At 41.1% G+C, this 14213-nt stretch carries 9 protein-coding genes and 1 pseudogene; 8 read left to right on the plus strand and 2 right to left on the minus strand.

Going from position 1 to position 14213, the window contains the following annotated elements:
• Both PI95_RS17970 and PI95_RS17975 read right to left on the minus strand, forming a co-directional pair.
• Window positions 1-276: pseudogene (locus PI95_RS17970) on the minus strand (hypothetical protein); the annotation flags it as partial.
• Complete coding sequence (locus PI95_RS17975; RefSeq protein WP_336507245.1) at window positions 240-1448, minus strand: histidine kinase; 1209 nt, start codon at window positions 1446-1448, stop codon at window positions 240-242. The pseudogene PI95_RS17970 and the gene PI95_RS17975, both read right to left, overlap by 37 nt.
• Window positions 1449-1574: 126 nt before the next feature.
• Here PI95_RS17975 and PI95_RS17980 point away from each other — a divergent pair, with 126 nt between their 5' ends.
• From PI95_RS17980 to PI95_RS18015, 8 genes are all read left to right on the plus strand, one after another.
• The gene (locus PI95_RS17980) at window positions 1575-3077 is read left to right on the plus strand and encodes a hypothetical protein (RefSeq protein ID WP_039742360.1); all 1503 of its coding nucleotides are present in this window, start codon (window positions 1575-1577) and stop codon (window positions 3075-3077) included.
• 421 nt (window positions 3078-3498) lie between these two features.
• On the plus strand, window positions 3499-4617 hold the full coding sequence (locus PI95_RS17985) for a glycosyltransferase family 4 protein (protein WP_039742357.1): 1119 nt from the start codon (window positions 3499-3501) through the stop codon (window positions 4615-4617).
• A gap of 117 nt (window positions 4618-4734) precedes the next feature.
• A complete protein-coding gene (locus PI95_RS17990) occupies window positions 4735-6087 on the plus strand; it encodes an S-layer homology domain-containing protein (protein WP_039742354.1) in 1353 nt (450 codons plus the stop codon).
• A gap of 154 nt (window positions 6088-6241) precedes the next feature.
• The gene (locus tag PI95_RS17995) at window positions 6242-7561 is read left to right on the plus strand and encodes a serine/threonine-protein kinase (protein ID WP_063842323.1); all 1320 of its coding nucleotides are present in this window, start codon (window positions 6242-6244) and stop codon (window positions 7559-7561) included.
• 329 nt (window positions 7562-7890) lie between these two features.
• Window positions 7891-10149, plus strand: a complete 2259-nt coding sequence (locus PI95_RS18000) for an SPFH domain-containing protein (protein WP_052324862.1) — start codon at window positions 7891-7893, stop codon at window positions 10147-10149.
• Between the two features lie 72 nt (window positions 10150-10221).
• Window positions 10222-11589, plus strand: coding sequence for a protein kinase domain-containing protein (locus PI95_RS18005; protein WP_039742351.1), 1368 nt, complete (start codon window positions 10222-10224; stop codon window positions 11587-11589).
• Between the two features lie 315 nt (window positions 11590-11904).
• A complete protein-coding gene (locus PI95_RS18010) occupies window positions 11905-12969 on the plus strand; it encodes an SGNH/GDSL hydrolase family protein (protein WP_039742348.1) in 1065 nt (354 codons plus the stop codon).
• A gap of 148 nt (window positions 12970-13117) precedes the next feature.
• A complete protein-coding gene (locus PI95_RS18015; RefSeq protein ID WP_039742345.1) occupies window positions 13118-14161 on the plus strand; it encodes a M42 family metallopeptidase in 1044 nt (347 codons plus the stop codon).
• Window positions 14162-14213: the final 52 nt, after the last annotated feature.

Below are 14213 nucleotides of genomic sequence, written 5' to 3' on the forward strand. Positions count from 1 at the left end.
AGACAAATGGGGACAGGCTTCATCAAAAATAGTCGTGGGTAATTGCGGATCTACAAAACAAGCCTGTCCCCATTTGTCGTGGGTTTTTGCAAGGGCAATGGGCAATGGGCAATGGGAATAAAAAGAAGTTTCCTTTCTTTCCATGCCCCATGCCCGATGCCCCATGCCCGATGCCCCATGCCCGATGCCCCATGCCCGATGCCCCATGCCCGATGCCCGCTTGCCCATTGCCCAATGCCCTAAGAAGGATAAACTGGCAAAGTGAAATGGAACCATGCTCCGCCGGTAGGGGCAGAATCTACCCAAATCTGACCGTAGTGTGCACGGACGATGCGTTGGCACAAACATAGTCCAATGCCATAACCTTCTGTGGCTTCATCGCGTTTTAGCCGAAAGTGGTTTTCAAAGATGCGATCGCGGTTTTCTTCAGGAATACCAGGACCAGTATCGCCAATACTAAACTGCACTTTTTGAGTGGTGCGGTGCAGTCCACAAACGCTAATCTTACCATTATCTGGGGTATATTTAATGGCATTATCTAAAAGATTTACCAACACTTGGCGGATGCGTTCTGGATCGGCATACACATAAGGCAAGTCTTTGGGGATATCTATTTCTACCTGTTGCGATTTGGCAATGTAGCGATCGCCTAATTCCTCTAATACATCTAAACAAAGCTTGCCAATGTTTGTCTTTTGTGGTATAACTGGCAGTTCTGTTTCAGTTCCTCGACCAACTTCCAAAAGGTCAGCTATCATCCGGTCAATTGTGCGAGTTTGACTGCGGGCTTGCTTTAATAAATGTACAGCCATAGCTGGTTTGAGCCGCTGGAATTGATTGATATCGGGATTGTAATCAGATTGCAAAGTTTCTAAAGCGATCGCACAAGCAGTTAGCGGATTGCGGAGGTCATGAGCTAACATAGCGATTACTCGGTCTTTAAACTGTATTTGCTCTTGGAGTTTTTCTTTTTCCTGTTTCAAGCGAAAAATTTCATCCGAGAGTTGAATTAGTTCAGCTTTATCGACAACTGAAGAAATAGAAGTTATGCTTGATGCCACATGAGCGTTGTCGTCAATGGTTTCTTGCAGCTGGTTCTCTAATTTTAAATAAGCTTCGGTGATTACCGCTTGCCACCGGGGCCACCAGGTTTTCAGTTGGGCGATGATATTACTGCCAGCGAGTATCTGCCTGGGGTCAGGACGGATTTTAATTAACGCTGGCGTTGCTACTAATTTAAAGTGTTCCGCCAAATAGGGTTGTTGCTCAACATCGACAATTTGAAGTTCAAATTTATACTCAGCCTGTAATTCTTTGAGAAAGGCGCGTATTCGCAGTACTTGCTGTCGGGACTTTGGACGTCCATCGACAAATAGTAACAGCTGGAGTGGAGCCTCAGAGTAAATAGGCTGATCCTGGGAAACTTGCATGTAATCGTGTTTCAGCACTGGTAACAACCCGGCGACGCTTGAGAGAAATTAGAATTAACGGACAATTGTCGATGGTGCTTCGTTTTTCTCAATTTAATATCTATTTTAGATTTTTCATACTCCCATTCGATCTGCGTTTTTAAGATGAGACACATATTTTTCAGCTTTTTGCTTCTTTTTTGGTTAATTTCTGTTCCTAGAAACACGTTAGCTGCTGAATATAAGCCAGAATCTGCCCAAAGTCAAAATTCTGCATTACAGCCAGCGAGCGATCGCTTTTATAAATCTGCCAGTTTGTTAGTGCAGCAGCAGATCAACTTGATTGCTCGCATTGAGCAAGCATTATCTCAACCTGATGCGAATCGGATGCGAGCTGTTCGGGGGCAATTAACAATTCAAGTTAAGGCAACAGAAGGTTTTCTCAAATATCAGTACAATAGCCCGAAAGCTTTATGTACTCCAACGGATTCTTCTACGATATTGCCCAATTCGCAGTTAACAGTCCAACAAATACAAATATATTGTTCTTTGTACGCTTCCAGCTCCAAATTGTCAAACCTTGCTCCATTATTAGATAGGTTGTTATCTCGACGGGGAGAGTTGGCGTTAGTAAGAGAGTTACCACTAGTATCTGGTGAACGACAATCAGATCCAGTGCTTTCTATCGCCAAAACGCAGTATCCCAACTTGAGAAAACCAGCGATACCTTTTTCCACATGGGAGCCGATACCACCAAATCCGCCACTTTTAATCGGTATAACTGCGAAAACAGCCATAGCTGATTATGTACCGCCACGGCAACCAGCGATCGCACCTCCAGCAGAAGCGTTGACTACTATAGAAGCTGCCAAGCAACTCTTAGCAACAGCACAAGCAGCATTTCCCCCAGACATAAAATTTAACAATCCGAGGGAAAATTTTACTAAACTTGATCGTTTTGCCTACGATCTCGACCCTCAAGAGCCGCAGATTTACGCAAAGTTTCTCACTTCACCTAATACTGGTATTTTTCGCGTCTTGCCGCATACAGCTTACAATCGTCCACTGAATACACTCCAGAATCGATTGCAACCTAGCGTCAGCGATCGCTATCCATTTCCGTCCTTGGGTGAGGCTAAAGGCGGATTTACCCCTAGTCTAGCACTTGTGATGGTTGGCGATAACTTTCAGTTAAAGCAACAAGGACTAGATTACAACTTTATGGTGAATGTCGGCGATATTCCCCTAGAAAAATTGGATGCAAAGTTGCAAGTTATTTCACCGCAAACGCGGAAATTTTTTCTTAACTATCAACCTCCCAACCAATTGCAGGCATTGGAAGTAGAGCAACGACGGTTTGTAACTGGGAAAAACCAACAATTTAATCATCAAGTAATTTTAGCGGGTGCGAAATCAGAATTGAACCGTACTTATTTAGTGCGATCGCTACAATTCCAATTACCAGAAATTATTGTAACTGGTCAGCCTCTAACCCCGGCACAGCGGCATCACCTTGACCAATTACAACAAATGCACAGCAGTGACATCATTTTCGCCTTCCGTCCAGTTCGTCGTCGTTCTGATGGCAGCTACACAGTTCTCTGGCGAGTTCTTAATCAATTACCCGCACCGCAAATTGAAGATTTAGAGAACTACCTGAAATTTTAACCTACAGGCGCGATCTGCCTGTGGCTATAGGAACAAAGCCTACCTACGTAGGCTTTTTAATTTTGAGTCCGCGTAGTAGGCGGACGAGCGTTTGTTTAGCCGCGACTTCATGTGCGTACAAACCCTACCTACGTAGGCTTTTTAATTTTGAGTCCGCGTAGTAGGCGGACGAGCGTTTGTTTAGCCGCGACTGAAGTCGTCGGGTCATAAGTTAAACATTTTGATGTTTTTTTCGCGAAAATGTTACTTTAGCAGCATTTCCGGTAACTGTATAACTAGAAACCCAGTTTCTGGGAGAAACCGGGTTTCTAGGCATCGTGAGGGATATAGACACCAAGTTGATTTTGAGCAAAGTGAAACACTTGTTTCATAGTTCTGCTCCCCCAGTTACCATAAATACAAAATTTCCAATACCTGATGTATGAAAATATTAATTCAACACCGTCATTATAAAAACGAAATCAGTGGTGTTTTAACTTATATTAATTCAATTATTCCCGAACTCGAAGCCAGAGGAATCGAAGTCAAAACTATATCTACAAAACAAGACAATATTGCCAAATGGTTTAGTTATATTGCTTGGGCAGATATAGTCCATATGAATTCAAATGACTTATCTTTTACCTTGCTATGTAAAGCTTTGCAGAAAAAGATAATTATTAAATACCATTATTGTCTTTATCAATCTACTCATACTAATTACGAGCCGATGAAGTTGACACAACGGTTGAAAACCGAATTTAAACAGACATTACCCAAAGGTAACTATCCATTGAAGTGGAAATTACACACTTTTGTCAAATGGGCACGCCTATTAACTCGCCTTTCTACGGCACTCTTAGCCGATTATCATACAGCTTGCAGCAATTTTTTGGGAGAATCTTCTGCCTTTCCTTGGTCAGTTGATACTATATATAATCCGATTGAAATCAAGTTGAAAAACCAACTGAAAACTAAAGAAAATTTATCTAATCCATATAAGTTTATTTTTGTCGGTAGATTAGCTAAAGATAAAGGCGTAGATATTTTATTAAAAGCAGCGCGGATTTTACAAGATGAAAATAAAGAATTTCAAATTACCATAATTGGCGATGGCGGACAATTTGAGGAATTAAAACAGCTAACGTCTGATTTAGAAATTGCCAACAAAGTTAATTTTTTAGGTAAACTTCCTCAAAAAGAAGTACTTCTACAAGTTCAAGATGCTTTAGCTTTAATTGCTCCTTCTCGTTGGCAAGATCCAGCACCTTATGTAGTGCAAGAAGCCTCTAGCGTTCAAACCTGTTCCATTGTCTCAAAAATGGGAGGATTGCCAGAAGTGGCAGGACCGCACGGAATATTTTTTGAAAATGAAGATGTCGAAGGATTAGCCAAATGTATGCGATATTGTTTAGATAATCCGGATGAAGCAATTAACCGGGGTTTTTTGTCGAGTCAATACGTTGCGGAAAAATTTTCGGCAGCGATCGCTGCTACTCGACTGCTGGAAATTTGCCGTGAACTTACTCCCAAAGCATTGGTAACAACATCCGATCCATAAATAATACTAGCAGTAGGGTGCGTTAGCCGAAGGCATAACGCACCCTACGAGGCTTTGTTGATAAATTCTCGGCAGTCTGCGCTAGGGTAGGAATTGACACTTGTTTTGTGATTTCCTGTGGTGCTTTGTAAACGTCCAGCTGTATTTCTGAGTTTGGCTGTTTTACTCTCGTCGTTAACAGCTTGTGCTAACAGTCCTGTTGCCAAAAATCTTGAGGACTCTTTGGCAGCAGATCCCAGACTGGAAAACAACTCTGTTATTTTTGACAAAGCCAAGCAAACCGAAGCGCAACAACTTCCCCAATCTACAGTTCAGTTACCTGCTGATTTTCCCTCAGATATTCCGCTTTATACCAATGCCCAATTACAAGAAGTTACACCCTCAAGCAATGGTGTATCAACTCGTTGGCTGAGTTCTGACCCCAGTAATATAATTGAAGACTTTTATCGCAATCAGTTTCAAGCGAATAACTGGCAGATTTTACAACAACCTACAGACCAATCTAATGTTTTTGCAGCGCGACGCAATGATTTACAGCTTAAAGTTTCCATACAGCCAAAATCTGTCACCAACCCAGCACCCAATCAACCGCAGACAGCAACTGAATTGTTAATTGAGTATGGAGGTAATGTTACTGCAACGGCACAACCTACGCCAACAACAAACAAGAGCGAAACTAATAATAACGTTCCTCAACCTGGCGATTCGCAGTTTGTTGGACCGATACCACCTGCAAATGTAGCATCATCAGCAACTACGCCGGATGATAGCAAAACAACGTCGGAATTTAGCGATTTAAATAAAGTATCGCCAGAATTGCGACAACACATCCAAGATTTGGCTGCATTAGGCGTTTTGTCTCTAGAATCAAATGCAGCTAAAAGCAATACGGCGACAAATCAGTTTGAACCGAATAAAATCATTACTCGCAAAGAATATGCTCGTTGGTTAGTAGCGACGAACAATGCGATGTATGCTAATAATCCGGCAAAACAGATTCGCTTGGCATCGGAAAGCGGACAATCAGCTTTTAGTGATGTGGCGAAAACTAATCCTGATTTTGGACAAATTCAAGGTTTAGCGGAAGCTGGTTTAATTCCGAGTCCTTTATCTGGAGATTCTACAGAAGTTTTATTCCGTCCTGATGCACCTTTGACGCGGGAACAGTTAATTTTGTGGAAGTTACCCCTAGATACCCGTCAAGCTTTACCTGGGGCAAATTTAGAAGCGGTGAAGCAAACTTGGGGTTTTCAAGATGTGGGGAAAATTGACCCGAAAGCTTTACGCGCTGTGTTGGCAGATTTCCAAAGTGGCGAACAATCGAATATTCGGCGGGTATTTGGTTATACAACGCTGTTTCAGCCGAAAAAGCCAGTAACGCGGGCTGAGGCGGCGGCGGCTTTGTGGTATTTTGGTACTCAGGGCGATGGGGTATCGGCTGCTGATGCTTTGAAGTTAAAGCGAAGTTAAAGCGATGTCTGACTCAGGTCCGCTGGGCGTCTACGCCTCAACAATAACAAAATTTGGCGGTGCGCGTCTAAGTTAATAATTTCATCGAATCAGCGCCTTCTGATACGACAATATTAAGAGACTTCATCTCAAAAATTGCCCCCATACATTTGTGATGCAACTTTGGACACCAAATCAACCACTGCAAAACAAAAGATTCATAATTAAACAAGTCCTCGCAAGTGGAGGTTTTGGTGTCACCTATAGCGCACAAGAAAAGCAAACTGGCAAAATATTTGTCATCAAAACCCTCAACCAGCAGCAACAAACTCAAGTTGATTTTCAACAACGACAGGTAAAGTTTGTCAATGAAGCGTTGCGGTTAGCACAATGCAGTCATCCCCATATTGTCAAAGTTCATGAAGTCATCCAGGAAGATGAACTCTGGGGTATAGTGATGGAATATATTGATGGGCTTTCTTTAGAGGTTTATGTTGATGAGCGCGGGCAGTTGCCAGAAAATGAGGCATTACGCTACATTGACCAGGTAGGGAAAGCCCTAGAATATGTCCACCAACAAGGATTTTTACATCGAGATATCAAGCCGAATAATATTCTACTACGCCGTGATACACAAGAAGCTGTATTAATTGATTTCGGTTTGGCACGAGAATTTATCATTGGTCAAATAAAAAGCATGACCAATGCCAGAACCGAAGGTTATGCACCGATTGAACAGTATGAAAGACGAGGTAATGGTACTTATACAGATGTTTATGCTTTAGCCGCAACACTGTATACTTTACTTACTGGTGTTGTGCCAATACCTGCTGCTTTCCGAAAATATGCACAATTACCACAGCCATTGCAGCATAATGACAAAATTAGCAACTTCGTAAATGATGCGATTGTCAAGGGGATGGCATTAGAACCTCAAGAGCGATCGCAGACAATACGCGAGTTTAGAGAATTGCTTGGCATTGCCACTATTGAATTATCAGATAAAATTCAACCAACTCAATTAGATATATTACCTTCAAACGTTGATTTCGCTCAACTAGAGGACTTGTTGAAAGCTAAACAGTGGAAACAAGCAGATCGTCAAACCTATTTAGTGATGCTGCAAGCAGTTGATCGTCACAAGCAAGGTTGGATGAAAGCGCAAGAATTATCTAACTTTCCCTGTGCTGTTCTTCGCAAAATTGACCAACTCTGGAAGGTGTACAGCGATGGTAAATTTGGTTTAAGTATTCAACAGCAAATCTGGCGTAAAATTAACAGTTCCTCTGTAAATTTGGATATTGCAACCTTCTGTGAGTTTGGCAACTGCGTGGGCTGGCGTAAAAATGATAAATGGTTAAAATATGATAACTTTACCTTTAGCTTAGAGTCTCAAAAAGGACACCTTCCATCATTTGGATATGGTGTCCAGCGTTGGGATGAATGGCAAAGCAGTTGTTGGCATTTGTTCCCTCGCATTAATAATTGTCTGTAGCAAGAAGTTTAAAATGAAGATTAGGCGTTGCAGATTGTGGGGATGATTTGACTATTGAGCGAGACGTTCCATCGGAACGTCTCTACGATTCATCGTAAAATTATGCAACGCCATAATTTGTAATCATGTCTAATACTGAATAGCAAAATTTTTTAATTTTATTTTATAAATAAAAAATTTCCTGTTTTTAAATACATAAATTGGCGTTTTTGTCAATGATATGTGCAAATTAAATTTAAATGTGTTTGTCCTGTTTAAAATTCTGGAATTGTAGATTTAGAAGATGTAGTTGGCATTAATTTTTTGTTACCCGTAAGGATAGCGTCATTATGACAACGAAGCTATTTATCAGCAAGCTAGTGAAGAGTTCAGTAGCTCTAGGTAGCATTGCTATTATTAGTCAGTCTATTGATTCGTTGAATCCTCGATTAACAACTGCTTCAGCAGAAAACCCTCCACATCTGTCTAGTCATTCAACTACGATATCACTACAAACCAACTTAACCAAGCCAATCGATCAACCGGTGACAACTGCGGGGATATCTTTAGGTTGGGTGGGTGGTATTTTCTTGGGATTGGGAGTTATTGGGTTGAGTGCGATCGCGCTTAAAGGAATTGTGGTAATTGGTAATAATGAAGTTGGGATTGTAATTAAAAAATATAACCTTAATCCTTTTTTCCCTAAACTCCCTGCTGGTCAACTGATAGCCTTAAAAGGAGAAGCTGGTTCCCAAGCAAAAATACTTACCCCCGGTATGCATTGGGGTTATTTTCCTCAGATGTATATCATTCGCAAGCAAGCAGTGATTAATATTTATCCCGAAGAAATTGGACTAGTAGTTGCCAAAGACGGTGCTAATATGCCATCAGGACAAAATTTTGGTAAGTTTGTTGAATGTAACAACTTTCAAGATGCCGATGCGTTTATTACAAATGGCGGTCAGAAGGGTCAACAGCTAGCAATTTTAACTGCTGGTACTTACCAAATTAACACAGAATTGTTTGAGATTAGCAAGAAGTTAGTAATTAATATTACCCAAGGACAAATTGGGTTAGTAGTTGCCAAAGATGGTGCTAATATGCCACCAGAACAACTGTTAGGTAAAGTTGTCGATTGCAGTAATTTTCAAGATTCATGTAAGTTTATTACAAATGGTGGTCAAAAGGGCAGACAACTAGCAATTCTTACTACTGGAACTTATCAAATTAATACTGATTTATTTACTGTAATTACTGCTGCTAATGCCACCCGATATAACATGAATTCCAAAGATTTACAGGTGTATACAGTAGAAGCTGGCAAAATTGGTATTGTTACCACTTACGATGGTATTTCAATTAAACCAGATGAAATTGCTGGTTCGCCTGTTCCGGGTCATGGTAACTTCCAAAACGGGCAAAAATTTATTGATGTAGGCGGATGCAAAGGTTTACAACAAGAGATTTTACCTCCTGGATCTTGGAATCTTAATCCCTGGTTTGTCAAGGTTGAGCAAGTAGAATTGACTGATGTTCCGGTTGGGGCGGTTGGGGTTGTCATCTCTCATGTTGGCAAACCTTCTGAGAATAAAGCGGGTGTAGTTGAACCTGGATACAAAGGAGTTTGGAATACTTCTTTGCGTCCTGGTAAGCACGTAATCAACACAAAAGTGATGAATGTGGAGATAGTCCCAACTCAACCGATTACACTGGATTGGTCAAACAAAATAAAATTGCCTACAAACTACGATGCCAACCTTCATCCTTTACAGGTACGCTCTAAGGATGGATTTTGTTTTGATATAGAAGTAACACAAGTTATTGGCATAGCTGAAGAAAATGCTCCGACGATGATTTATCGTGTTGGTAACACTATTGGTGGCTCTGCTAGTAACTCCATAAAAGCTCTGATCGTCAAAGTACTACAGCCAGCTGTTAGCAATTACTTCTGCAATTCCGCTCAAAATTCGGAAGCGCTAGACTTTCTCGACAAACGCAGCGACCAACAAAGACAAGCAAAAGATTATATCAAATCAGCACTCAATGATTTTGCTGTTGAAGCGCTTGATACGTTAATTGGAGAGATTGACTTACCCGAACAACTGGAAAAGATTTTAACCGATCGCAAAATTGCACAGGAACAGCGCAAAACCATAGAAGCTGAACGAGAAACAGAAAAAGAACGCCAAAATCTTGCATACGAAAAAGCGGTGACGAACAAGCAAGCAGATAGGGTTAAAGCTCAAGAGGATGTGAAGATTGCAGAACTTAACGCGATCGCAGCGAAATACGGAATTGAGGTTGAAGTAGAACGAGTTCAACTACTACGTGAAGTAGAAATAGTAGTTTTGGAAAAAACTATTGATATTATCGGTCGTGAAGGCTGGCTAGATATCGAAAAACTCAAGGAATTAGTCAAACTTAAACTTCCAGAGGTCTGGGTTAGTAATTCTCATGATGGCGGTTCTGGATTAATCGATGCAATAATGCCTCAGGTATTGAGGACTCTGAAAACTACTACCATTAATTCAAATAATAGTTTATCAACGACACACCAAGCAAATCAAAGATTAGATTCATCTACATCAACAGCACTGCCTCAAGGTTAGAAAACTCCAACAAATAAATGCCTACTGTAGGATAGGTGTCTTGCCTGTCCGTAGCATACTTATTATTATCTTATGCCAGCCAAAATCACCCTCACTGTCACCCAAGGTAAACTCCAAGGACAACAATTTATCTTTGACTGTCGCACTACTTGTATCCTTGGCAGAAATGCAGATTGCAATCCTCAATTGCCTGATGATCAAGACCATCGCACCATCTCCCGCTATCATTGCTTGCTAGATATAAACCCTCCTGCTATCCGTGTGCGGGACTTTGGTAGTAAAAATGGTACTTACGTCAATGATAAAAAAATCGGACAGCGCCAAGCCGACCAAACCCCAGAAGAAGGCGCAAAAATGCAATTCCCAGAGTATGATTTGCAGAATGGAGATGAAATAAAACTAGATAATACTGTTTTGAAAATTGGTATCGAACTGAACCCACAGGAGATAAATATTTCCAGCTTTTTTCCTAGCACTATTTATGTGAACAACGACCCAACACAATCGCCAAATTTTTTGGCAATGATTAAACGCTTGTTGGGGTTAGCTGAAGGTGGTGATAAGAATTTAATTGCAATTCGCGGTTATCAAATTGTTAAACTGCTAGGAAAAGGTGGATTCGGAGAAGTTTATTTAGTACAACACAATCAATCTGGAAAAATGGTAGCACTAAAGATGATGTTACCAGCAGTGGTGAAAAGCGATCGCGCTGTGCAGATGTTTCTCAGAGAGACAGAAAATACTAAGGTTTTACAACATCCCAATGTCGTGCAACTAATAGATTATGGATACTCCGAAAACGTTTTCTTCTTTACAATGGAGTATTGCGAAGGTGGCACTGTATCTGATTTAATGCGTCTTTCTGGTGGACGATTATCTATTCATATAGCAGTGCCGATTGTTCTACAAGTTCTCGACGGTTTGCAATACACTCACAACGCCGAAATTCCCTATGTAAAACTCGGTGATGGTGGCTTTGGTAAAGGTAGCGGTTTAGTTCACCGCGACCTCAAACCTAGTAATATCTTTCTTGCTTGGATTTCGGATAAACTTGTTGCCAAAATCGGCGATTATGGTTTATCTAAGGCATTTGACATAGCTGGTTTAAGCGGTCAAACTCTCACTGGTACTAAAGCTGGTACTCCCGTTTTTATGCCTCGACAGCAGGTGCTGAACTTCAAATATGCCCAACCAGATGTAGATATTTGGGCTACTGCTGCTTGTCTCTATTATATGCTCACGGGAACTTTTCCCCGCAACTTTACAAACGGCGATCCGTTTTTGGCAGTGTTGCAAAATGACCCCGTGCCAATTAAAGCGCGAAATCCACTAATTCCCCCACATTTGGCAAAGGTTATTGATTTGGCATTGGTGGAGAAGCCAGAACTTTACTTTAAGAATGCAGTCGAATTTAAGCAGGCGTTGTTGAATGTATTATAATGTTCAGATTATTTTTCAATGCATGTTTTCTGATTGTTTTGTAGATGCGTTTCCCTGAGACTGTATATTGTCGGCTTTACAATTCCTTTGCAAAATAGCGCTAAATTATAAAAAACTCTTGAAATCAACTTGGGTAGTAATTGTATTTGGTCTGCTAGGAGGTATTCTATAAAGCAATAGTGAACGTAAAATTACGCAAAAAGACTTAGTTGTGTCGTTAGAGCGCTCAACATTGCAGAAATACAAGCCTTAATTTCATCGTTGTTTTTCTCTGGTTATTTATAGTTACAAAATAATACAAAATATTAAATAAATATGAAAAAAGAACTTGTCGCTACAGGATTTATTGTTTTCTGTTTCACCTTACCGCAAAGAGCGATCGCTGCCAAATTTGATGCGCTTTATGTATTCGGTGATAGCCTCTCTGATACGGGTAATACTTTCGCAGCTACACGAGGAACAATACCCGTCCCTAGAGTCAATAATTCAAACCGTCCAGCTTATGTTGACGGACGTTTTTCTAACGGTAAAATTTGGGTGGATTATTTCGGTTCTCAGATAAATCAACCAGGATTAACACCCACACCTTTTGTTACTCTCCTAGCCAATCCGAATACTATTCCTACAGATGGGGTTAATTTCGCTGTCGGTGGTGCTCAAACAGGTGAAGTTAGCGATTTTCCTGGTTTTCAAGATAATATACCTGGAGTGCTGGGACAAGTTGGTTTGCTGAGGCAAAATTTGCCAGTTGACCCAAATGCTCTTTACTCAGTCTTTGGTGGTGCAAATGATTATTTCAATGGTAATACAAACGTTAATCAAGTAGTTCAAAATTTAACTGATTCAATCGGCTCTCTGGCTCAAGGAGGAGCGAAAAATTTCCTAGTATTTAACTTACCTAATTTGGGCGAAAGTCCTTTTGGAAAAAGATCAGGCTTTTCCGATCAATTAAATGAATTGACACAAGCCCATAATAGACAATTAGCATCAGCTATCAACAGTCTTCGCACCAGCAATCCTGATTTAAATATCTATTCTGTTGACATTAATACTCTCTTTAATACAATAAGAGCTACTCCAGCTAAATTTGGTTTCAAGGATGTAACAAATCCTTGTGTAACAGGTAACTTTCAGCAAGTCACAAACATCTGTGATAAGCCAGATGATTTCTTGTTCTTTGATAGCGTCCATCCTTCCTCACGGACTCATAACTTAATCGCACAAGCTGCACTGGCAGCAGTTAATGGTAAAACCATTCCCGAACCTTCGGCAGCGTTAGGGATGTTAGCGCTTGGTGCTTTGGGTGCAGCGGGAGTGTTGAAGCAGAAAGTAACTTCAGCAAATCGGGTTGTTGAGGCAGAACCGTCTAAAATCAGATAAATAAGCTGTTGCGGTTTTAACTTGCACATAGGGACGGGCAAGGATGCCCATCCCACAATAATTGTCTTTTTTAAGGATTTTTAGTTTACTTTATCCTTTCGGTTTGCGTTGATGCTAGGATTATACGCAAATCAAAATCAGACTATCGATGTCGGATTACGACAATTTATTTAAAATAATTGAAGAATTGGTGATGCACCATTCCCCTAGTGGTGTAGAAGCAGAAATTAACCGATTTTTAATGCAGCGCTTTGCAAGCTTGGGTGTGGAAGTTTGGGGCGATCGCGCCGATAATATTATTGCCAAAATTCCGGGGAAAAATCCAGAGCGAGCGATCGCTATCACCGGACATAAAGACGAAATTGGCGCAATTGTCAAGACTATCGGCGATGAAGGTCGCGTGGAAGTCCGCAGGTTAGGCGGTTCTTTTCCGTGGGTTTACGGCGAAGGTGTTGTAGATTTACTCGGAGACACGCAAACTATCAGCGGTATTCTCAGCTTTGGTTCTCGCCATGTTTCCCACGAGTCGCCACAAAAAGTCCAGCAAGAAGATACACCTGTAAAATGGGAAAATGCCTGGATTGAAACGAAATGCAGTGCTGAGGAACTAGAAGCAGCGGGTATTCGACCGGGAACGAGAATGGTTATCGGCAAGCATCGCAAGCATCCAGTGCGTTTAAAAAATCACATTGCCAGTTATACTTTAGATAACAAAGCCTCTGTAGCGATTTTGCTAGCTTTGGCAGAAAGAGTTAAACAGCCAGCCGTCGATGTATATTTGGTAGCATCAGCAAAAGAAGAAGTCGGGGCAATTGGGGCATTATTTTTTAGTCAAAACCAGCAATTAGATGCAATGATTGCTTTAGAAATTTGTCCGCTATCGAAAGAATACCCAATTGAAGACGGTGAAAGTCCTGTGATACTTTCTCAGGATGCGTATGGCATCTATGATGAAACGCTGAATGGGCAATTGCGTCATAGTGCCAAGCAACTAGATATGTCGGTGCAGCTAGCGACACTGAGTCAGTTTGGTAGTGATGCTTCGATAGCGATGAAATTTGGTCATGTCGGACGTGCAGCTTGTTTGGCGTTTCCCACCCAAAATACACACGGCTATGAAATTGCTCATTTGGGAGCGATCGCTAATTGTATCGATTTATTACAAGCCTTTTGCGAATCAGAATTTGAGTGAAGAGTTACGAACCCCGTCCGGTTGATACCCGTAATTTTCTACAATGAACCAA

The organism is Hassallia byssoidea VB512170, from assembly GCF_000817785.2.
GTDB lineage: Bacteria > Cyanobacteriota > Cyanobacteriia > Cyanobacteriales > Nostocaceae > Hassallia > Hassallia carrinoi.

Excerpts from the sequence above, each read along its gene's own strand:
- PI95_RS17980 (WP_039742360.1), top strand. The coding sequence starts at position 1,575 with ATGAGACACATATTTTTCAGCTTTTTGCTTCTTTTTTGGTTAATTTCT.
- PI95_RS17985 (WP_039742357.1), top strand. The coding sequence starts at position 3,499 with ATGAAAATATTAATTCAACACCGTCATTATAAAAACGAAATCAGTGGT.
- PI95_RS17995 (WP_063842323.1), top strand. The coding sequence starts at position 6,242 with ATGCAACTTTGGACACCAAATCAACCACTGCAAAACAAAAGATTCATA.
- PI95_RS18000 (WP_052324862.1), top strand. The coding sequence starts at position 7,891 with ATGACAACGAAGCTATTTATCAGCAAGCTAGTGAAGAGTTCAGTAGCT.
- PI95_RS18005 (WP_039742351.1), top strand. The coding sequence starts at position 10,222 with ATGCCAGCCAAAATCACCCTCACTGTCACCCAAGGTAAACTCCAAGGA.
- PI95_RS18010 (WP_039742348.1), top strand. The coding sequence starts at position 11,905 with ATGAAAAAAGAACTTGTCGCTACAGGATTTATTGTTTTCTGTTTCACC.
- PI95_RS18015 (WP_039742345.1), top strand. The coding sequence starts at position 13,118 with ATGTCGGATTACGACAATTTATTTAAAATAATTGAAGAATTGGTGATG.